The 19732-nt window shown below is 70.9% G+C and carries 19 protein-coding genes; 17 read left to right on the forward strand and 2 right to left on the reverse strand.

All coding sequences use genetic code 11. The features are described 5' to 3' along the window. Positions 1-351: 351 nt before the first annotated feature. From E1288_RS16245 to E1288_RS16260, 4 genes are all read left to right on the forward strand, one after another. On the forward strand, positions 352-1989 hold the full coding sequence (locus E1288_RS16245; RefSeq protein WP_132485893.1) for an ABC-F family ATP-binding cassette domain-containing protein: 1638 nt from the start codon (positions 352-354) through the stop codon (positions 1987-1989). A gap of 269 nt (positions 1990-2258) precedes the next feature. Beyond that, positions 2259-2693: a VOC family protein gene (locus tag E1288_RS16250; protein ID WP_132486041.1), complete on the forward strand. Its 435-nt coding sequence runs from the start codon at positions 2259-2261 to the stop codon at positions 2691-2693. A gap of 184 nt (positions 2694-2877) precedes the next feature. Then, positions 2878-3594 carry a hypothetical protein gene (locus tag E1288_RS16255; RefSeq protein ID WP_132485895.1) on the forward strand — a complete coding sequence of 239 codons (717 nt, stop codon included), beginning with the start codon at positions 2878-2880 and terminating at the stop codon, positions 3592-3594. Between the two features lie 506 nt (positions 3595-4100). Further along, on the forward strand, positions 4101-4634 hold the full coding sequence (locus tag E1288_RS16260) for a MarR family winged helix-turn-helix transcriptional regulator (RefSeq protein WP_235883588.1): 534 nt from the start codon (positions 4101-4103) through the stop codon (positions 4632-4634). Positions 4635-4748: 114 nt separating this feature from the next. Here the strand turns inward: E1288_RS16260 and E1288_RS16265 are convergent, their stop codons facing one another. Further along, positions 4749-6227 (reverse strand): aldehyde dehydrogenase, encoded by a 1479-nt coding sequence (locus E1288_RS16265; RefSeq protein WP_132485897.1) that lies wholly within the window; start codon positions 6225-6227, stop codon positions 4749-4751. Between the two features lie 222 nt (positions 6228-6449). Here E1288_RS16265 and E1288_RS16270 point away from each other — a divergent pair, with 222 nt between their 5' ends. From E1288_RS16270 to E1288_RS16330, 13 genes are all read left to right on the forward strand, one after another. Further along, on the forward strand, positions 6450-6971 hold the full coding sequence (locus E1288_RS16270; RefSeq protein WP_132485899.1) for a cupin domain-containing protein: 522 nt from the start codon (positions 6450-6452) through the stop codon (positions 6969-6971). Positions 6972-7059: 88 nt separating this feature from the next. Continuing rightward, positions 7060-7998, forward strand: coding sequence for a PDR/VanB family oxidoreductase (locus E1288_RS16275; protein WP_132485901.1), 939 nt, complete (start codon positions 7060-7062; stop codon positions 7996-7998). A gap of 12 nt (positions 7999-8010) precedes the next feature. Next, positions 8011-8253 carry a hypothetical protein gene (locus E1288_RS16280; RefSeq protein WP_132485903.1) on the forward strand — a complete coding sequence of 81 codons (243 nt, stop codon included), beginning with the start codon at positions 8011-8013 and terminating at the stop codon, positions 8251-8253. A gap of 142 nt (positions 8254-8395) precedes the next feature. Then, the gene (locus tag E1288_RS16285; protein ID WP_132485905.1) at positions 8396-8620 is read left to right on the forward strand and encodes a recombinase-like helix-turn-helix domain-containing protein; all 225 of its coding nucleotides are present in this window, start codon (positions 8396-8398) and stop codon (positions 8618-8620) included. 2 nt (positions 8621-8622) lie between these two features. Next, on the forward strand, positions 8623-9657 hold the full coding sequence (locus E1288_RS16290; protein WP_235883589.1) for an aromatic ring-hydroxylating oxygenase subunit alpha: 1035 nt from the start codon (positions 8623-8625) through the stop codon (positions 9655-9657). Positions 9658-9755: 98 nt separating this feature from the next. Then, positions 9756-10691: a VOC family protein gene (locus E1288_RS16295; RefSeq protein WP_132485909.1), complete on the forward strand. Its 936-nt coding sequence runs from the start codon at positions 9756-9758 to the stop codon at positions 10689-10691. Next, on the forward strand, positions 10688-11470 hold the full coding sequence (locus tag E1288_RS16300; RefSeq protein WP_132485911.1) for an aspartate dehydrogenase domain-containing protein: 783 nt from the start codon (positions 10688-10690) through the stop codon (positions 11468-11470). The genes E1288_RS16295 and E1288_RS16300 overlap by 4 nt, the downstream gene beginning before the upstream one ends. After that, positions 11467-12264 (forward strand): alpha/beta fold hydrolase, encoded by a 798-nt coding sequence (locus E1288_RS16305; protein WP_132485913.1) that lies wholly within the window; start codon positions 11467-11469, stop codon positions 12262-12264. The genes E1288_RS16300 and E1288_RS16305 overlap by 4 nt, the downstream gene beginning before the upstream one ends. Next, the gene (locus tag E1288_RS16310; RefSeq protein WP_132485915.1) at positions 12261-13010 is read left to right on the forward strand and encodes a 3-oxoacyl-ACP reductase family protein; all 750 of its coding nucleotides are present in this window, start codon (positions 12261-12263) and stop codon (positions 13008-13010) included. The genes E1288_RS16305 and E1288_RS16310 overlap by 4 nt, the downstream gene beginning before the upstream one ends. A gap of 10 nt (positions 13011-13020) precedes the next feature. After that, on the forward strand, positions 13021-13791 hold the full coding sequence (locus E1288_RS16315; protein WP_132485917.1) for an SDR family oxidoreductase: 771 nt from the start codon (positions 13021-13023) through the stop codon (positions 13789-13791). Positions 13792-13822: 31 nt separating this feature from the next. Further along, on the forward strand, positions 13823-15457 hold the full coding sequence (locus E1288_RS16320) for a thiamine pyrophosphate-binding protein (RefSeq protein ID WP_132485919.1): 1635 nt from the start codon (positions 13823-13825) through the stop codon (positions 15455-15457). A gap of 106 nt (positions 15458-15563) precedes the next feature. After that, a complete protein-coding gene (locus E1288_RS16325) occupies positions 15564-16001 on the forward strand; it encodes a dienelactone hydrolase family protein (protein WP_165968137.1) in 438 nt (145 codons plus the stop codon). A 135-nt stretch (positions 16002-16136) separates the two neighbouring features. After that, complete coding sequence (locus tag E1288_RS16330) at positions 16137-17519, forward strand: MFS transporter (RefSeq protein WP_132485923.1); 1383 nt, start codon at positions 16137-16139, stop codon at positions 17517-17519. A 233-nt stretch (positions 17520-17752) separates the two neighbouring features. Here the strand turns inward: E1288_RS16330 and E1288_RS16335 are convergent, their stop codons facing one another. Then, on the reverse strand, positions 17753-19732 hold the full coding sequence (locus E1288_RS16335; protein WP_132485925.1) for a hydantoinase B/oxoprolinase family protein: 1980 nt from the start codon (positions 19730-19732) through the stop codon (positions 17753-17755).

Here is a 19732-nt window from a genome sequence, read left to right on the forward strand (position 1 = left end):
GGGTTCGATCTCTACGAGCGCGAGCCGTGGTGGCCTCGCTGCGCGTGCTCGTGCCGATGAAAGAAGGTTCGTTTTCTCCTTGACTTTCTTCCCGAGGTGTCCTTAAAGTAGCCGAGCTTCTGCTGCCGTCGATTGGAGAGGAACGTTGCTCATCTGAGGTCCTGAGACGCCGCGCGTCGCGCTCGTTCCTGAAGCGCCGACCCGGTCGCGACCTCTGCGATGTGAGCCGTTCCTCCGCCTCCGCCCCGACAACGGGCCGTGAGTCGGCGTTTCCCGCTTCGCCTGCTGTCGCTCGCGGCGTCTCGAACGCGTTGCACCCACACCGCTACTTCGAGCAACTGCGAGGCCCTCATGTCTACTTCCACGCACCTGCCTGGCATCTCCGCCATCACCTGCACCGAACTCGGCTACTCCTGGCCGGACGGCAGCCGGGTCTTCGACGGGCTGCAGGCGGCGTTCGGGCCCGGCCGCGCCGGCCTCATCGGGCTCAACGGGTCGGGCAAGTCCACCCTGCTGAAGCTGGTGGCGGGCGAGCTCGCGCCGACCGCCGGCGCGGTCCGCGTGTCCGGTGATGTCGGCTACCTGCCGCAGAACATCGCGCTGGACACCAGGATGCGCGTCGACGAGGCCCTCGGCATAGCTGGGATCCGCGCCGCGCTCAACGCCATCGACGCCGGTGACGTGCTCGAGGAGCACTTCGCCACGATCGGCGACGACTGGGACGTCGAGGAGCGCGCCGCGGCCATGCTCGCCGGTCTCGGGCTGGGCCACATCGGGCTTGACCGCACCATCGGTGAGGTCTCCAGCGGCGAGTCGGTGCTGCTGCGGCTGGCCGCGCTGCTGCTGACGCGGCCGGACGTCCTGCTGCTCGACGAGCCGACCAACAACCTCGACCTGCACGCCAGGCGACGGCTGTACGAGGCGGTCGAGAACTGGTCGGGCGTGCTGGTCGTGGTCAGCCACGACCGCGAACTGCTGCAGCGGGTGGACCAGATCGCCGATCTCCGGGACGGCGAAATCGGTTGGTACGGCGGCAACCTCGCCGCCTACGAGGAGGCGCTCGCCGTCGAGCAGGAGGCGGCGCAGCGGATGGTCCGCGTCGCCGAGACGGATCTGCGGAGGCAGAAGCGCGAACTCGCCGACGCGCACATCAAGCTGGCCCGCCGGAAGCGGTACGGCCAGAAGATGTGGGACACCAAGCGCGAGCCGAAGGTCGTGATGAGCGAGCGCAAGCGGCAGGCCCAGGTCTCCGCCGGCAAGCACCGCATCATGCACGAGGAGAAGCTCGCCGAGGCGAAGGAGCGGCTCGACGAGGCGGTGGAGGCGGTGCGCGACGACGACGAGATCCGGGTCGATCTGCCGCACACGGCGGTGCCGCTCGGGCGAACCGTCCTGACCCTGCGCGATCTGCGCCTGCGCTACGGGGCGCGGGTGCGGGGCGAGTTCGACCTGCGCGGGCCCGAACGGGTCGCGCTGTTGGGCCGGAACGGCTCGGGCAAGACGACGCTGCTGCGCACCATCGCCGGGGAACTGGAACCGCTGGAGGGGGAGGCCACCGCGCACGTACCGCTGCGCTTCCTGCCCCAGCGGCTCGACGTCCTGCAGGAGGAGCTGAGCGTCGCCGAGAACGTGGCGCGGTTCGCGCCGGGTTCGACCAACAACGAGATCCGGGCCCGCCTGGCCCGCTTCCTCTTCAAGGGGGCGCGGGCCGACCAGCAGGCGGCAACGCTGTCCGGCGGAGAGCGATTCCGCGCGGCCCTCGCCGCGCTGATGCTCGCCGAACCGGCGCCGCAGCTGCTCATGCTGGACGAACCGACGAACAACCTCGACATGGCCAGCGCACGTCAGCTGGTCGCGGCGCTGAGGTCGTACGAAGGGGCGCTGATCGTGGCCAGCCACGACATGCCGTTCCTCGAATCGATCGGTATCACCCGGTGGGTCCTGCTCGACGAGGAGTTGCGCACGATCCGGGAACCGGCCACGGCCTGATCGCGTCGTAGCCACACTGTCCCTTGTGGACAAAAGGAGGGGTGGCGGGTCCGTCGGGGCCTGCCACCCCTCCGTGCTTCCCGGCCTCAGTGCTCGACGACCTGGCGCACCTCGACGCTGCCGTAGCGGCCGGTCGCCGCGTCGAGGTCGGCGACCTCGATGACTACAGGCCGGCCAGGTACTCGCCGGCGTGGTGCTCGACGCCGTCGGTCGTGGCCGCGATGACATCCGGGGTCTCGGTGCACAGCACGCGCCACTATGGTGGACCGATGGCGTCGATCAAGAAGTTCCAAGTCACCTTCGACTGCGCAGAACCTGAGCGCGTCGCTCGTTTCTGGTGCGAGGTGTTGGGGTACGTCGTGCCGCCGCCACCGGAGGGGTTCGCCACTTGGGGCGATTACGATCGCACGTTGCCGCCTGAGAAACAGGGTTCGTCGTTCGTCTGCATGGATCCCTCAGGTGAGGGCCCGCGACTGTACTTCCAGCGCGTTCCCGAAGGCAAGGTCGTCAAGAATCGGGTGCACCTCTGCGTGCGGGCCGGCACCGGGCTCGTGGGTGAAGAGCGCCTCGCCACGCTCGAGGCCGAGTGCGCACGACTGATCGCGCTCGGCGCGGTGCGCGTGCAACTACTGCTTGCCGATGAAGACAACGAGTCGTGCATCGTGATGCAGGACATCGAGGGCAACGAGTTCTGCCTCGACTGAGAGGCCGCGAACGTGTCCTCGTTCTGGCCCATTGGCCAGGACGAAGAACTGTTCTGGGTGCACGTCGTCGACGGTTGGGAAGTGCCGTGCGTGGAACCATCCGCTCCTGCACTACGTCGCAGCAGTTGATCACCGGAATCGGAGTCCGGCGACACACCACCAATGCTGCGAGCCGGAGGGACCGATGACGAGCGAGCTGACCGCGTACGAGACGACGTGGCTTGGTGTGCTGGAAGAATTGCGCAATTGCCCGGGGATCAGGCTGGAAAGCGCCGATCAGGGGCAGCTGGACGACGCGGACGCCGACCGGGCGTTCGGTGAACTCGCCGACCGGGACGGCATCGCGCTGGACCCGTCGCTGAAGCCCTACCACCTGCGGTTTTCCGGCCTTGCGGCGGTGTGGGACGTGCCCGATCCCGACCCCGACTACGACGAAGACTGCCTCATCGCCGGGGAGTTCTACCTGCACAACATCCACCGGGCGGTCCAGTCGGGTCCGCTGGTGGAGCGCTTGTACGACCCCACGCCCGAGGAGCTGCAGCTGTACTCCGGGTTCCGCTGCTTCGACGGAACCCCGCATGCCGGAGTCGGGCACCTGTCTATGCTGCGGATCCAGCCGGGCGTGGCCAACCCCGAGCTGTGGTTCGACGCGACGACCAAGGGCTACCGCCGGATGGACCTCGACTTCCCCGGCTACCTCGAGGCGTTGCGCATCACGAAGGGCACCTACGGTTGGCAGTTCCTGTTCACCGACGTCTCGCTGGACGACGACGGTGAGCACGAGGTCTCCGGGCGGTTCGTGGAGATCATGCTCGAGGTCTTCCCGACGTTGTTCCCCGATCACGACTACGCGCCGCTGCGCGCCCGGCTGGCCGAACGCCGCTGCGGTTTCCAGGCCTGACCGTCGCGTCCACGCTCACGGTCCAATCGACCTTGCTCTCGGCGTTAACCTGCGCGAGCGGGGGCGTCGTGGTCTCACTCCTGCCGTCCCGGTGCTTCTTTCGCGTTCGGTGGTCCTCAGAGGATGGACGGCTGCCCCGACACGGCTGCCCCGACACGGCTGCCCCGACACGCCGGAGGCTGTGGACAACCCGGGGTACCTGTGGGCAACTTCCGCAATTTCAATGGAAATCGGACCTTCGATTTCCATTGAAATTGCGGAACCCCGGTCAGGGGGCGGCGGCCGGCGCATCGTGGCTCGCGCCTCGCGAGGCGTCTTGCGGTCGGCGCATCGTGGCTGGAGGTTCGTGGCTGGAGGTTCGGCGAGCATGTCCGTCGCGTCGCCCGGGTTCGGTCCTGGTGGCACTGTTCGAACTGCGGTCTCGGTCGGCGGTCGCCGGGGGAAATTCTCTTAGCTCTGTTATTCTTAGTTCGTCTTGTTCGTCGAGTTTCGGGTGGTGGGCGAAGGTGGTCCGACGCAACCGGTCCCGGCCGGACGCGGTCGACTTCATGCTGGCGGAGTGGCGGCGCGAGGTTCCGGACGTCGACGCTTCCGGCATGGCCGTGTTCGGCCGTCTGCACCGCGCCTACCACCGCTACCAGGACCAGCTGAACCGGATCTTCCAGTCCTTCGACCTGACGATGGCCGGGTTCAGCATCCTCGCGTCGCTGCGCCGGGCGGGCAGCCCGTACCGGCGCACCGCGGGCGAGCTCGCCGACGCCGCGTTGGTGACCACGGGCGGCATCACCCAGCGCGTCGACAAGCTCGAGGCCGCCGGCCTGGTGCGGCGGGAGCGTGACGCCGACGACCGGCGCACCGTTCACGTGCAGCTGACCGAGGAAGGCCTCGCCTTCACCGACAGGGTCAGCGAGGCCCACTTCGCCAACGAGCGCGAGATGCTCAGCGGCCTGTCCGCCACGGAGCAGGAGCGCCTCGCGGACCTGCTCAGCAGGCTCGAAGGCTCCCTCGACCACGCGGTGGCCAGGCGCGCCGGCGAGTGATCTTCCGGCGAGGGCCGGGAGATCACCGCGGCGCGCGTGGTGACCTCCGAACCCCCGGAGCCCGAGGTCTCCGCAGTTTCAATTGAAACCGCCGACCTCCGGTGGGGCGTCGGGTCAGGTGGCCCAGGGGAGTGGGGCTTCGTCGAGGCCCCAGTAGAGGCTCTTCTGCCGGGTGTACCGCAGGATCGCGTCGCGGCCCTTGTCCGTGCCCACGCCGCTGGCCTTCATCCCGCTGAACGGGGTGGCGATGCTGAACTGCTTGTAGGTGTTGATCCACACGGTGCCCGCGTCGATGCGCCGGGCCACCCGCCAGGCCCGCCGGTAGTCCCGGGTCCAGATCCCGCAGGCCAGGCCGAAGATCGTGTCGTTCGCCCGGGCGATCAGGTCGTCCTCGTCGCGGAAGGGCAGCACGACGCCGACCGGGCCGAAGATCTCCTCCTGGCACGTGCGCGCGTCGTTGGGCAGCCCGTCCAGCAGCGTCGGCAGGTAGTACGCGCCGCGCGCCAGCTCCGGATCGTCGGGGATCCCGCCGCCACAGAGCACGTTGGCGCCTTCCTCGCGAGCGCGGTCGACCAGCGCGGCCACCCGGTCGCGGTGCGCGAAGGTGGCCAGCGGCCCGACCTGGCTGGCCGGGTCGGTGCCGGGGCCGACCCGCAGCCGCCGCGCCCCGGCGACCAGGCGCTCGACGAACACGGCGTAGATCCGCTCCGGCACGAAGATCCGGGATCCGGCGATGCAGCTCTGCCCGGTGGAGGAGAAGATCCCGTACAGGACCCCGGCCACGGCCTGGTCCAGGTCGGCGTCGTCGAACACGATCGTCGGGGACTTGCCGCCGAGTTCGCTGGTCAGCGGCATGAACTTGGCCGCGGCGAGTTGACCGATGGCGCGGCCGGTGTCGGTGCCGCCGGTGAAGGAGACCTTGCCCACCGCCGGGTGCCGGACGATCGCGTCGCCGACCACCGACCCCTTGCCGGGCAGCACCGAGAGCAGCGCCGGGGGCACCCCGGCCTCGACCACCAGCCGGGCGAGCGCCAGCGACACCAGCGGGGTGGCTTCGGCGGGCTTGAGCAGCACGGCGTTGCCCGCGGCCAGCGCCGGCGCGACCTTCTGCGCATCGCTCGCGATGGGGGAGTTCCACGGCGTGATCGCGCCGACCACGCCGATCGGCTCCGGCACGCTCATCGTCAGGTAGGGGCCGCGCTGCGGGGTCAGCGGGGTCTCGGTGGTCTCCAAAGCTGCGGCGTAGAACCGGAAAGTGCCTGCGGCGCTGCCCACCAGCGCGCGCGTCTCGGCCAGCGCCTTGCCGGTGTTGCGGGTCTGCAGGAGGGCGAGTTCACCGGCGTGCTGCTCGATCAGGTCGCCGACCCGGGTGAGCAGCCGGGCGCGCTCGTGCGGGAGCAGGTCCCGCCAGGCCGGGTCCGCCGCGGCGGCGGCCCCGGCGCGGGCGGCTTCGTCGACGTCCTCCGGTGCGGCGGCGGTGATCTTCGCGATGACCTCGCCGGTGGCCGGGTCGACGCACTCCAGCGGGTTGCCGCGGCCGGGCCGCCAGCGGCCCGCGACGTGGATCTCGTCCGGCACCCCGGGACTCGTCATGCTGCACCTCCAGGTCTGAGCAACGATGGTTGGTTAGCTTAGAACTAAGATGAATGCGGCAACAAGGTGCGGCGCGAGCGCGTTCGGTCCACGGGCATCTAGCTGCGAAAACGAGATAATCTGGAAAGAATTTTTGCGCCGGGGGTTGCGGCCGTCACAGCGTCGTGCTCGTACTGCTCACCACTCGCTCGCTTACTGCTAAGAGATTCTGGAGGTAGCCCGATGAGCGCTGCAGACGCCAAGACCAACACCGCCCTGGAAGACCTGATCGACTCCTGCATCGCTTCGCGGGAGAGCCGGCACGAGGACTGGGACACCCTCGCGTTCCAGGCCAAGGCCGGCGAGGAGTTCCGCCGCGCGCAGATCCGCTACATCGGTTCCGGCGCCACCGGCAACCACGAGGGCGACGGCCGCACGCTGCCGTCGGAGCACTTCACCTTCTCCAACATGCGCCTGCCGCTGGGCGCGATCGGCCCGGAGCACACCCACCACGACGTGGAGGAGGTGTTCTTCGTGCTGGAGGGGCGGCTCGAGGTCAGCGTCCACGACGTCGAGGACGGCACCAAGACCGCGACCCGCGTGCTCGGCTATCGCGACCTGATCCGGGTGCCCGCCGGGGTGCCGCGCAGCCTGAAGGCCATCGGCGACACCGACGCGCTGTTCTGCGTCGTCATCGGCGCCCAGAAGCCGCAGCTGCCGACCTACCCGGCCACCTCGCCGGTGCACGGCGTCACCCGCGACTGAGCCGAGACCGCTTCGAAGTCCATGCCGCCGACGGTCGGCGCCGCATTGGAGAACAGACGTCAGTCGAGGAAGGCCCGAGGTGAGGAGCATGGCGCACGAGGTTCGGGTGCACAGCACGACGTGGCTGGCATCCGGTGTGGTGCAGGTGGAATTCCGCGATCCGGCCGGGGCCGACCTCCCGGCGTGGGAACCGGGGGCGCACCTGGCGCTGCGGTTGGCCAACGGGATGACGCGGGAGTACTCGCTGTGCGGCGACCCGGCCGACCGGCGCAGCTGGACGGTCGCGGTGCTGCGCGAGCCGGACTCGCGCGGTGGCAGCAGCTGGGTGCACGAGCGGTTGACCGCGGGCACCCTGCTGACGGTCGACGGGCCGCGCAACAACTTCCCGCTGGAACCCGCCGAGCGCCACCTCCTCATTGCGGGCGGCATCGGCGTGACGCCGATGCGGGCCATGGCCGGCGAACTCGCCGGCCGCGGTGCCGACTGGCGGATGCTCTACTGCGGACGGTCCCGCGAGAGCATGGCCTTCCTGTCGCAGCTGCAGGAGATCGGTGGTGACCGGGTCCGCGTCCACGCCGATGACGAGCACGGCGGGCCGCCGGACCTCGGTGCCGAACTCGCCGACCTGCCGCCCGGCGCGCTGGTGTACTGCTGCGGCCCCGAACCGCTGATCGGCGCGGTAGAAGCGGCGTTGCCCGATCCGTCGGTGCTGCGCGTCGAGCGGTTCCGGGCCCCGGAGGCGCAGCCGTCCACTTCGGACGGAGGCTTCGAGGTGGACTGCAAGGCGTCCGGCACGCGGGTGTTCGTCGGCCCGGACGTCTCGGTGCTCGACGCGTTGTCCGACGCCGGGGTGCCGGTGCCGAGCTCCTGCCAGGAAGGCGTGTGCGGCACCTGCGAGACCAAGGTGCTCGGCGGCGAGCCGGAGCACCGCGACTTCGTGCTCAGCCAGGCGGAACGGGATGCCGGGGAAACGATGATGATCTGCGTGTCCCGCTGCCGTTCGGCCGAGCTGGTACTGGACTTGTGAACGAGTAGGACCATGACCGTCATCGCAGTGCTCAACCACCGGCAGCTGGCCATGCTGCGGGCCGTCGCCGGTGGCCGGGCCGAGATCACCTGCAGCTGCGAACCCGACCTGTACGTCGACGGGTTGCCGTGCTGCGACCAGGGCAGCGCCCGGGAGCTGGTGCGGACCGGCCTGGTGCGGGCGGCCCCGTCCGGCGCGAGCGGCGGGCGCGTGACCGCGGCCCTGACCGACCTCGGCCGGGCGGCACTGCACTAGCGGAGGTCTCTTCAACGGGCGTGGGTGGCGGCCCTCTGTGGGAGTTCCCGCCGCAGTCCGGACTCCCGCGCCGCGTTCCGAAACGACCCATCAAAGATCCGGGTGCCGGTGTCCCGTTGAAAAACACTGGAGGAGAACCGACATGTCGCTGACCTTGGAGCCGGTGCAGACCCGGCTCGGGCCCACCACGAGCTATGCGGATGCCTTCGCCGACGAACTGGAGGCGATCTACGGCCGGGGCGTGCACGACCTGCCCGGCGTCGTGGCCGCGCTCAACGAGACCGGCGTCCGCCCGGCCGACGGCTCCGACTGGACCGAGCAGGCGTTCGTCGCCGAGCTCGCCCGCCTCGGCGCGAAGGAGATCTGATGATGACCAGGCTGCAGAACGAGGAAGATCTCCTGCTGCTCGGGCTGCGGGACCGCTGGTACCCGCTGTGCCCGTCGAGCCAGGTGCGGGCGGGCGAACTGACCCGGCTGGAGCGCGCGGGCGAGGAATTGCTGCTGTGGCGCGACAGTTCCGGCGTCGTGCACGTGCAGGAGGACCGGTGTCCGCACCGCTCCGCGCGGCTGTCGCTGGGTGTGCACATGGGCGACCGGATCGCCTGCAACTACCACGGTGTTCAGCTCGACGGCGACGGTGTCGTGGCTTCGGTGCCGGGCAGCCCGGGCTGCGCGCTGGAAGGCCGCAAGGCGTTGCGCACCTTCCCGGCGCAGGAGCACGCCGGGGCGATCTTCGCCTGGTTCGGCGCGGACGAGGCCGCCGAGCCGACTCCGCTGCAGGTGCCCGCGCCGATCGCCGGCGGCGAATGGGACAACTTCCTCTGCTACGTCGAGTGGGACGCCTCCTACCTGCTCTCGCTGGACAACCTCCTCGACCCGATGCACGGCGCGTTCCTGCACCGCAACAGCCACACCATGTACACCGGGAAGCGGGAGGCGGCGTTCCAGATCCGGGACACCGACACCGGTTTCGTGTTCGAGAAGACCGACCAGCGCGGCGTCAACTTCGACTGGTCGGAGTGGCTCGACACCGGCGGGCTGCAGTCGGTCACGCTGGACATCCCGTACCCGGACACCGCCGGGCCGGGCGGGCCGTTCACCATCGTCGCCTGCGTGACGGCGATCAACGAGCGCCAGCACGCCGGGTTCTTCTGGCGCTGCCGCAAGGTCAGCGGCTGGCAGCGGGACAGCTGGCGGTTCCTGTACAAGAACCGGATCGAGGCGCGGCACTGGCAGGTGCTGGAGCAGGACCGCGTCATGGCCGAGGCGATGCCCGAGGACGCCTGGACGCGGGAGAACCTCTACCAGCACGACATCGCCCTCGTCCGGCTGCGCCGGATGCTGCGCGCAGAAGCCAAGCGCCAAGCCGCCGCCCGCGAACCCGTCCGCGCGGCCGCCCGCTGATCGTTCGTCTCCGAACCCCTTTGCATGGCGGTGCAAGTTGCGAGGGCGGGCCAAGCGCCTCCGGCGCTTCGAAGAAAGTCTCTGATTGGAGTCACACCATGCGATTCCCCGACGCCGAGCCGGTGGTGCGGCTCCGGTCGCTGCGGTCGGTCGGCCTGCGCACCGAGCGGTTCGCCGAGGCCGCCGAGTTCTACCACGAGATCTGGGGCCTGACCCCGGTGGAGACCGACCGGGACGCCGCGTGGCTGCGCGGAACCGGCTCGGAACACCACATCGTCGAGCTGCGGCAGGCCGAGCAGAACGGGCTGGGCAAGATCGCGTTCGCGGTCGGGACGCCCGCCGAGATCGACGAGGCCGGCCGGCGGCTGGCCGCGTTCGGCGTCCCGATGCTCGCCGAACCCGGCCCGCTGGACCAGATCGGCGGCGGCTACGGGCTGCGGTTCGTCGATCCTGAAGGCCGGCTGATCGAGCTGTCCTGCAACGTGGAAGCCGTCGTCGCGAAGGATCCCGACGGCCTGCCCGCGGTGCCGCGCAAGGTGGCGCACGTCGTGCTCAACACCGTCGACATCGACGCCGCCTGCGAGTTCTACACGCGCGTGCTGGGGATGCGGATCTCGGACTGGTCGGAGCACCAGATGGCGTTCCTGCGGTGCAATTCCGACCACCACGTGATCGCGTTCAACCAGGCGCAGTGGACCTCGGTCAACCACGTGGCCTACGAGATGCCGTCGATGGACCACTTCATGCGCGGCATCGGACGGCTGAAGCACAACGGGATCACCCCGCTGTGGGGCCCGGGGCGGCACGGCCCGGGATCCAACACCTTCTCGTACTTCGCCGATCCGGCCGGACTGGTCTGCGAGTACACCTCCGACGTCGCGCAGGTCGAGGAGGACGCCTGGCTGTGCCGGGTGTGGCGGCGCACCGCCGAGCTCTCCGACCAGTGGGGCACCGCGGGCCCGCCGTCCAAGGACGCGCGTGCACACATGGCGGGCAAGCCCGACGCCGGTTACCGGGAGCTGGTGCGGGCATGAAGGTGGCGATCCTCGGCTGCGGCGCGATCGGCGGCGTCGTGGCGCGCGCGGTGCGGGACGGAGAGGTCCCGGGGGCCGATCTGGTCGGCGTCGTGCACGCCGAGCGCACCGACCCGCCGGGACTGCCGGTGCTGGACGTCGAAGCCGCCATCGAGCAGGCGGACCTGATCGTCGAGTGCGCGGGCCAGCGCGCGCTCGCCGAGCTCGGGCCGTCCATCGTGGCCGCCGGCACGGACCTGCTGGTGGTGTCCATCGGCGCGCTGGCAGATGACGCGCTGCTGGCGAAGCTGCGCGACACCGGACCCGGCCGGCTGCACCTGTGCAGCGGCGCGATCGGCGGCCTGGACGTGCTCGCGGCGGCCGCCCGGATGGGTGGGCTGTCGACGGTGCGGATCGTGACCACCAAGAAGGCGCCCACGCTGATCCAGAAGTGGATGGACGAGCCCGCCGCGCAGCGGCTGCGCACCGCCGTCGAGCCGGTCGAGCTGATGCGCGCACCGGCCCGCGCGGTCACCGCCGCCTTCCCGGCCTCGGCCAACGTCGCGGCGTCGGTCGCGCTGGCGGTGGGGGACTGGGACCTGGTGGAGGCCGCCGTCGTCGCCGACCCGAAGGCGCCGCTGACCAGCCACGTGATCACCGCCGAAGGCCGCGCGGGCGACTACCGCTTCGAGGTCCGCAACCACCCGTCCCCGGCGAACCCGGCCACCAGCGGCGTGGTTCCGCACGCGGTGCTGGCCGCCGTGGGCCGGCTCGCCGCGCCGACCGGAGCGTTCGCATGATCCGGACGAAGGTGTCCGATGTGGACTTCGTGGTGGCGGGCAGCGGCACGCCGCTGGTGCTGCTGCACGGCATCGGCGGCGCCGCCGATGCGTTCGACGCGCAGCTGTCCGGGCTGGCCGGAGATCATCGGGTCATCGCCTGGGACGCGCCCGGCTACGGCGGCTCGGCGGACCTGCCCGGCGATCCGGACCTGGACGCGTACGCCGATGCGGTCGTGTCGGCGCTGCGCGGGCTGGACGCCGAACCGGCGCACCTGCTCGGGGTTTCCTGGGGCGGGGTGATCGCGACGCGGGTGGCGATCAAGGCACCGGAGGTGCTGCGGTCGCTGATCCTCGCCGACTCCTCGCGCGGCTCGGGCCGGACGGCCGACGGCCGGAAGGCGATGGCGGCGCGGGTCCGGGAGCTCACCACCAGCGGCGCCGACGCGTTCGCGGCCGCCCGCGGACCGCGCCTCGTGGCGCCCGGTGCGGACCCGGCGGTGCGGGAGCGGGTCGTGGCGCTGATGTCGCGGGTCCGGCCGCGCGGCTACCGCAACGCCGCCCGGGTGATGGCGGCGACCGACCACTCCGCGCAGCTGGCGGTGATCACCACGCCGACGCTGGTGGTCGTCGGCGGCGAGGACGCCGTGACCGGTGTGGCCGAAAGCCGGGTGCTGGCCGAGCAGATCCCCGACGCCCGGCTGGTCGAGATCCCCGGCGCCGGGCATGCCGCCAACCAGGAGCGCCCCGCCGAGTTCAACGCGGCGGTGCGGGCGTTCCTGACCGAACTCGACACCAGGGGAGGAGTGCTGTGACGCTCACCGGACGACTGGTCGTGGTCACCGGCGCCGGCCGCGGCCTGGGGCTCGCGATCGCCCACGACCTCGCCGCCGCCGGGGCGCACCTCGTGATCGCCGAGCGGAACCCCGGCTTCGCCGCCGCAGCGGCCGCCGAACTCGCCGAGCACGGCGTTCCGGTGCACCGCGTGGACACCGACGTGTCCGACCCCGACTCGGTGCAGCGGCTCGCCGACCGGGTCGCCGCGCTCGGCGGCGCCTACGGGGTGGTCAACAACGCGGCGCTGGCCGACGGCGTCGGCGGGAAGCACTTCTACGACATCGAACCCGACGAGTTCGACCGGATCATGTCGGTCAACCTGCGCGGCACCTGGCTGGTTTCGAAGGCGCTCTACCCGCAGCTGCGGGCCAAGGGAGACGGCCGGATCCTCAACATCGCCTCGGACGTCGCGTTCTACGGCCCGCCCCGGCTGATGCACTACGTGGCCTCCAAGGGCGCGATCGTGGCCATGACGCGCGCGATGGCCCGCGACGCCGGGCCCGACGGGATCACCGTGAACGCCGTCGCCCCGGGCATCACCGAATGCGAGGCCACCCAGGCCGTTCCGGCCGAACGGCACGAGCTGTACCGGATCAACCGCGCGCTCGCCCGGCCGCAGCAACCCGAGGACCTCGTGGGCGCGGTGCGGTTCCTGCTGTCCGACGCGGCCGCGTACATCACCGGCCAGACGCTGCTCGTAGACGGCGGCTTCGTCTGCCGATGAGGAGGAAACGATGGATCTTGGGTTGACCGGCCGGACCGTGGTGGTGACCGGCGCGAGTTCCGGCGTCGGCCTGGCCACCACCAAGATGCTGCTCGCCGAGGGAGCCAACGTCGCCGCTTGCGCACGCGACGCCGACCGGCTGAAGGCCGCGCTGGACGGGCTGCCGGTGCACATCGGTGCCTGCGACGTCCTGGACGAAGCGGCCGTGCACGAGTTCGTCGCGCGGGCGGCCGAGGTTTTCGGCGGGATCGACGGCGTGGTCAACAACGCCGGACGTTCCCTGATGGCGCGGCTGTCCGAAACCGCCGACCGGCAGTGGCGCGACGAGCTGGAGCTGAAGATCTTCAGTGTCCTGAACGTGATCCGCGCCGCGCAGCCGTGGCTGCGCGCTTCCGACGCCGCATCGGTGGTCAACATCAACGCGATCCTGGCGCGGCAGCCGGAAGCGCGCCTGGCGGCCACCTCGGCGGCGCGGGCCGCGCTGCTCAACCTCACCAAGACGCTCGCCGGTGAGCTCGCCGCCGACGGGATCCGGGTCAACTCGGTGTGCCTCGGCCTGATCGACACGGGGCAGTGGCGCCGCCGCTACGAGCAGTCCGGCTCCGCATCGGACTTCGCCGCGTGGAGCGCGGAACTGGCCGCCGACCGCGGCATCCCGCTGGGGCGGCTGGGCACCGCCGACGAGGTCGCCTTCCCGATCGCGTCACTGCTCTCCCCGCGCGCCTCCTACATCACCGGCTCCGCCGTCGACGTCGGCGGCGGCATCGCCCGCTACCTCTGATCAGACCCACGCCTTGAAAGGTAGGACTGCCATGCCCAGTACCAACGGCGGCGATCTGCTCGTCCAGGTCATGCGCGACAACGGCGTCGACACCGCCTTCGGCGTGGTCAGCGTGCACAACCTGCCCCTGGTGGAGGCGGTGAGCCGGGAACTGCGGTTCGTCCCGGTGCGCCACGAAGCGGCGGCGGTCAACGCCGCCGACGGCTACGCCCGGGCGACCGGCGGCCTCGGGGTGGCGATCACCAGCACCGGCACCGGCGCGGGCAACGCGGCCGGCGCGATGGTCGAGGCGCTGACCGCGGGCAGCCGGGTGCTGCACGTGACCGGCCAGATCGACTCGCCGTTCCTCGGGCAGGGCCGCGGCGTCATCCACGAGACCAAGGACCAGGCCGCGATGCTCGCCGCCGTGTCCAAGCATGCCGCCACGGTGACCTCGTCCGATGCGGCCGAATCCGTGCTCCGCCAAGCGGTTCGCAGTGCCTTGTCGCTCCCTTGTGGACCGTCGAGCGTGGAATGGCCGATCGACCTCCAGTACGCCGAGCAGCGATTCCGGGCAGCTCCCGCGGAGCAGGGCGAGGCTGCGCCGCCGGTCGATGCGGGGGCGGTGCGTCGCGCCGCCGAGATCATCCGGAGCGCCGAGCGGCCGATCCTGTGGGTCGGCGGCGGAGGCACCGGCGCAGGCGAGCGCGTTCGCGAGCTGGCGGAGCTGCTCGGGGCGGGAGTGCTGACCAGCAACTCCGGCCGCGGCAGCGTGCCGGAGGACCACGAGCTGGTGATCGGCAACTTCGCCGCCAACCCCGAGGCCGGGCCGCTGCTCGCCGAGGCCGACCTGCTGATCTCCATCGGAACGCACTTCCGCTCCAACGAAACCAGGCACTACGCGCTGGAACTGCCCCGCAACCACGTGCAGATCGACGTCGACCCGGCGGCGATCGGCCGCGTCCACCCGGCCGAGGTCGGCTTGACCGGCGCCGCGGAGCAGGTGCTCCCGCAGCTGCTCACCGAGCTGACCGGTGCGGCGGGCGCCGAGCCCGGCTGGCGCGAGGAGGTCACCGGTACCCGCGCGCGGGTGCGCGCGCACCTGCGCGCTGCGATCGGCAAGTACGCGCTGATCTGCGATGCGATGCGGCAGGCGCTGCCGGCCGAGTCGGTGATCGCGCGGGACGTGACGATCCCGTCCAGCCAGTGGGGCAACAGGCTGCTGGAGATCTACCGGCCGAACACCAACGTCTTCCCGGTCGGCGGCGGCATCGGGCAGGGCTTGGCCACCGGCATCGGCGCGGCGATCGGCGCGCCGGAGGCGCCGACCGTGGTCTTCGCCGGGGACGGCGGACTCGCGGTGCACCTCGGCGAGCTCGCCACGCTGGCCCAGGAACGGCCGTGGCTGGTGCTGGTGGTGTTCAACGACGGCGGCTACGGCGTGCTGCGCAACATGCAGGACAAGCACGCGGGCCGGCGATCCGGCGTCGACCTGTTCACGCCGAACTTCGGGGGCCTGGCCGACGCGCTGGACCTGCCGTACGCGCTGGTCAACAGGGCGGAATCGTTCGCCGAGGCGTTCGCCAAGGCGGTGGCGGAGCACCGCCCGTTCCTGCTCGAGGTCGACGTCACCGCGCTCGAACCGACGCCGTCGCCGTTCGTTCCTCCGGTCCACGTGCCCAGCTGAACAGGATCCGAGATGCCTGCCGAACCGGCCCACCACGACCACCACCACGCCCACGGGCCCGCCAACCGGGGCCGCCGGGTGCTGGCGCACCGCAGCACCGCTGTTCGTGCGGTTCCCGCGAACCCGCCCGCGCACGGCCGTGGTCGTGCTGCACGACGCCTACGGGCTGACCGAACCGATCGAGCACTGCTGCCGGGCGCTGGCCCGGAGCGGGCACGTCGCGGTCGCCCCCTACCTCTACTACGAGACCGGCGGCAAGGAATTCCGCCCGGATAACGAGGAAACCGCGCGGGCCGCGATGTCGCTGTTGGCGGCCGACGACCTCGCCGCGGACATCGCCGGGGCCCTCGACCACCTGGCCTCCCGGCTCGGCATCCCCGCCCGCGCGACCGGCGCGCTCGGGGTGGGGGAGACCGGCCCGCTCGCGACCCGGGCCGCCGCCGAACACGACCTGGCCGCGGCGGTCGAGTGCGATCCGCTCGACGAGTCCTCGGCCGCCGACGCCGCCCGGGCGATCCGGCTCCTCGACGCCCGGCTGCCCTGACCCATCGGCCCCACCGGTCGCCTCCCGACCCAGGGAGGCGCGAAACGCGAGTCCACCGCGCTCGCCGAACCTCCCGGCAACTACCGTTCCATGCCACGTCCTCGTGGCATGCGTGTCCCAACGAAGGAGGGACGCATGAGCATCACGACCCCCGACCACACCGTCCAGCAGGACGTCGCCGCCCGCCTGGAGCGGCTGCCGATGTCGCGCTGGCACGTCAGCGTGCGGCTGATCATCGGCGTCGTCACGTTCTTCGAGGCGTTCGACCAACTGCTCATCGCCTTCTCGCTGCCCGAGATCTCCCGCGAGTGGGGCCTGTCCACGGCAGGCGCCACCGCGACCCTGACCGTCGGCTCGATCGGCATGCTGCTCGGGGCGCTGGCCTCCGGCTGGCTCGCCGACCGCATCGGCCGGGTCCAGGTGATCACGCTGTGCCTGGTGATCACCGCGCTCGGCAACCTGGGCATGGCGCTGAGCCCGGCGCTGCTGCCGTTCCTGGTCCTGCGGTTCATCCAGGGGCTCGCCATCGGCGGCGAGGTGCCCACCGCGGCGTCCTACATCGCCGAGCTCAGCCGGGCCAAGCGGCGAGGCCGGTTCGTGCTGATGTACGAGGTGGTCTTCCCGGCCGGGCTGACCGTCGGCGCGCTGGCGTCGGCGTGGATCGTGCCGAACTGGGGCTGGCGCACGCTGTTCCTGATCGCCGCGATCCCCGGCGTCGCCGCGTTCTTCCTCCAGCGCAGGGTGCCCGAGTCGCCGCGTTGGCTGGCCGCCCGCGGCAGGTCCGCCGAGGCGCGGGAGGTGATGGCGCGGATCGAGGAGAACGTCCGCCGCTCCACCGGCCGGGAACTGCCGCCACCGGCACCGGCTCCCGCGGTCGCCGGCGCGGAATCCGCGCGCACCGGCGCGCTGCGCGACCTGTTCACCGGTCGCTACCGGCGCCGCACCCTGGTGGTCTGGACGATCTGGTTCGTCGGCTACCTGGCCAACTACGGGCTCACCTCGTGGCTGCCGACGCTCTACAAGCAGGTGTTCGGCCTGCCGACCGACGTCTCGCTCTGGTACAGCACCCTGGCGTCGGTGGCCGGGCTGGCCGGCTGCGTGCTGGCGGCGCTGACCATCGACCAGCTCGGCCGGCGGATGGTGCTGAGCATCGGGCTCGGCGGCACCACGGTGGCGATGGGCGTGCTGGCGGTGCTCGGCGCGAGCTCCGCAGGGCAGCTAGCGGTGTTCTCCGCGTTCGCGGCGATGTTCAGCTTCGCGGCCAACATCAGCCTCTACCTCTACACACCGGAGCTCTACCCGACCCGAAGCCGGGCGCTCGGCTGCAGCCTGGGCGGCGTCCTCAACCGGCTGGGCATCATCACCGGCCCGATCCTGGTCGCCCTGGTCTACGCGGGCGGCACGGGTCTGTCGACGGTGTTCCTGATGATCGGCGGCATCACCCTCGTCGGCACGCTCGTCACCGCGGTGTTCGCCGAGGAGACCAAGGGGCGCACGCTCGAAGAGCTTTCGCCGTGACGATGCCGCCCGGTGGTGGCAGGTCGTTTCAAGACCGGCCCGGCGGGTAGGTCACGAACGGCCCTGCCGCGTTCGCGCGGCAGGGCCGTTCGTACGGGGCGCAGTGTCCGAACAGGGTTTGGACTCCGGGATCCCCGACTTGTGTGTGACCAAATGGATACCGCCAGCACAACCGCGTCCGGACCGTCCTTTGTGGAGCACCGTTCCGGGGGCTGCTGCGCTCTGCGTGTCGGTCAGGTCCAGTGGTCCGCGGCGCGCTTCTGGAGCAGTTCCCGGTACTGGCGGGTCGTGTTCTCGTGGAGCTCGCCCGTGCCCCAGTCGACGATCACGCCGTGGCGCCTGATCGAATCCAACATGTCGATCTCGCCTGCGCGGTATCGGCGGGCGACCTCGTGCGGATCCTCCGCCAGCCAGCCCCGGCGTCGTGCCGCGATGTCGCGGCGGAGCTCGGCCGTCGCCGCGGCGTCCACTTCGTACTGGTCGAGCTCAGGGTCTACCGGGATGATCACTACGCCGTAGTCCTTGGCCGCGCGTTCGACGGTGACGTAGCCGTCGATCACGTCCTCCACCACCAGCGCCGGGTCCCTGGTCAGCGGGTCGCCGTAGCCGCCACCACCGGCCGACGGGCGGGTGAAGGAGTCGCCGGGTTCGATCGCGACGTTCGAGAACGTCGCGCCCAGGAAGCGCTCCTCGGCGGTACCCCGGTTCAGCCAGACCCCGTGCGGCAGTGAGGGCAGGCCGCCGGCGATGCCCCAGGTGACCGATCGGGCCCGGTCGCAGCAGTAGGACATCACGGTGCTCTCGCAGTCGGTGAGCACTCCGCCCTTCTCCAGACCGCAGCCGCCGCGGTGGCGTCCGGGTCCGCCGGAGTCGGCGACGATGGTGTGCTCGGTGGTCAGCACGGGCGACAGCCGTTCCTGGCCCTCGACCGGTTGAACGGCCAGCCCCGGGCCGAAAACCGGTGCGGTGGCGCCCGATCCGTCCTTGCCGGCCCGGCCGCCCCAGCCGCCGGCCATCCAGTCGTACCACATGAAGTAGGGGCGGTCCCCGGTGCGGCCGTCCCTGCCGCCGACCAGCAGGTATTCGAGGTTGAAGGCGCATGCCATGGCGCGGTCGGGCATCACCTGCGACCAGATCTCGAACAACGCGTTCATCAGCTTCTCGTAGGGGCCGGAGCAGAACCCGGTGACCGCGGTCGGCCAGGCGGCGTTGACCACCGTGCCCTCCGGGCCGAGCTCGGCGTGCACCACGCGGTACAGCCCGGAGTTCAGCGGCACGTCCGGGAAGAACGTTTTGGTCCCGGCGTACAGGGCGGAATGCGTTGTGCCGTAACCGGAATTGAGGAAGGTGGCCACGGCCGGCGCGCTGCCGGACAGGTCGTAGTGGATGCCTTCGTCGTCGATCCGCATCTTCACCGACACCGGGATCAGCCCCTCGGGCTTGCTGGGATCGGCGTCGAGGTAGTCGACGGTCTCCCATTCCCCGTGGGGGAGTTCGGCCAGCTTGTGGCGGACGATCCGTTCGACGTAGTCCTGGACGCCGCCTATCGCCGCGACCACAGCGTCCTTGCCGTAGCGGTCGACCAGCCGGAGGATCTCGCGTTCGCAGACCGCAGTGGCCTCGGCCTGCGCGTTCAGGTCTCCCATGCAGCTGTACGGCGACCGGGTGTTGGAGACCAGCAGCTGTGCCACGTCCCGAAGCTGCCGGCCCCGGTGCCACACCCGGACCGGGGTGATGCGGAGGCCTTCGCCGAAGTGCTCCTTGGCGTTGACGTCGAAGGAACCGGGGACGTTGCCGCCGATGTCGGCCCAGTGCCCCTTGTTCTGGGCGAACCCGATGATCTGCGAGCCGACGAAGATCGGCCGGATGAAGCTGACGTCGTTGAAGTGGGTGCCACCGCGGTAGGGGTCGTTCACCGCGAACACGTCGCCCGGGTTGATGTCGTCGCCGAACTCCGCCAGCACCGCCTTGCACTGGAAGTGCAGTGTGCCCACGTGCACCGCGATGTCCGCGCTGCCCTGCATCACCGTGTTGCCGTTCGCGTCGCACAACGCCGAGGAGAAGTCGCGCGCGTAGATCACGAACGAGTAGCAGGTGCGCATGATCTGCTCGCTCATCAGGTCGACGGCGGTGACGAAGGCGTTCTTCAGTACCTCGAAGGTCACCGGGTCGAGGCCGGCCGGGGTCGACCGCTCGCGTTCGGGGTTCGTCAT

Origin of the sequence: Saccharopolyspora elongata (genome assembly GCF_004348985.1) — a bacterium.
Classification (GTDB): Bacteria; Actinomycetota; Actinomycetes; order Mycobacteriales; family Pseudonocardiaceae; genus Saccharopolyspora; species Saccharopolyspora elongata.

Bases quoted from the DNA above. Each gene is read 5' to 3' on its own strand.
- E1288_RS16265 (WP_132485897.1), bottom strand. From the start codon at position 6,227: ATGACGAGTCCCGGGGTGCCGGACGAGATCCACGTCGCGGGCCGCTGG.
- E1288_RS16330 (WP_132485923.1), top strand. From the start codon at position 16,137: ATGAGCATCACGACCCCCGACCACACCGTCCAGCAGGACGTCGCCGCC.
- E1288_RS16270 (WP_132485899.1), top strand. From the start codon at position 6,450: ATGAGCGCTGCAGACGCCAAGACCAACACCGCCCTGGAAGACCTGATC.
- E1288_RS16335 (WP_132485925.1), bottom strand. From the start codon at position 19,732: ATGACGAACCCCGAACGCGAGCGGTCGACCCCGGCCGGCCTCGACCCG.
- E1288_RS16300 (WP_132485911.1), top strand. From the start codon at position 10,688: ATGAAGGTGGCGATCCTCGGCTGCGGCGCGATCGGCGGCGTCGTGGCG.
- E1288_RS16245 (WP_132485893.1), top strand. From the start codon at position 352: ATGTCTACTTCCACGCACCTGCCTGGCATCTCCGCCATCACCTGCACC.
- E1288_RS16285 (WP_132485905.1), top strand. From the start codon at position 8,396: ATGTCGCTGACCTTGGAGCCGGTGCAGACCCGGCTCGGGCCCACCACG.
- E1288_RS16320 (WP_132485919.1), top strand. From the start codon at position 13,823: ATGCCCAGTACCAACGGCGGCGATCTGCTCGTCCAGGTCATGCGCGAC.
- E1288_RS16305 (WP_132485913.1), top strand. From the start codon at position 11,467: ATGATCCGGACGAAGGTGTCCGATGTGGACTTCGTGGTGGCGGGCAGC.
- E1288_RS16275 (WP_132485901.1), top strand. From the start codon at position 7,060: ATGGCGCACGAGGTTCGGGTGCACAGCACGACGTGGCTGGCATCCGGT.
- E1288_RS16280 (WP_132485903.1), top strand. From the start codon at position 8,011: ATGACCGTCATCGCAGTGCTCAACCACCGGCAGCTGGCCATGCTGCGG.
- E1288_RS16255 (WP_132485895.1), top strand. From the start codon at position 2,878: ATGACGAGCGAGCTGACCGCGTACGAGACGACGTGGCTTGGTGTGCTG.
- E1288_RS16250 (WP_132486041.1), top strand. From the start codon at position 2,259: ATGGCGTCGATCAAGAAGTTCCAAGTCACCTTCGACTGCGCAGAACCT.
- E1288_RS16295 (WP_132485909.1), top strand. From the start codon at position 9,756: ATGCGATTCCCCGACGCCGAGCCGGTGGTGCGGCTCCGGTCGCTGCGG.
- E1288_RS16290 (WP_235883589.1), top strand. From the start codon at position 8,623: ATGACCAGGCTGCAGAACGAGGAAGATCTCCTGCTGCTCGGGCTGCGG.
- E1288_RS16315 (WP_132485917.1), top strand. From the start codon at position 13,021: ATGGATCTTGGGTTGACCGGCCGGACCGTGGTGGTGACCGGCGCGAGT.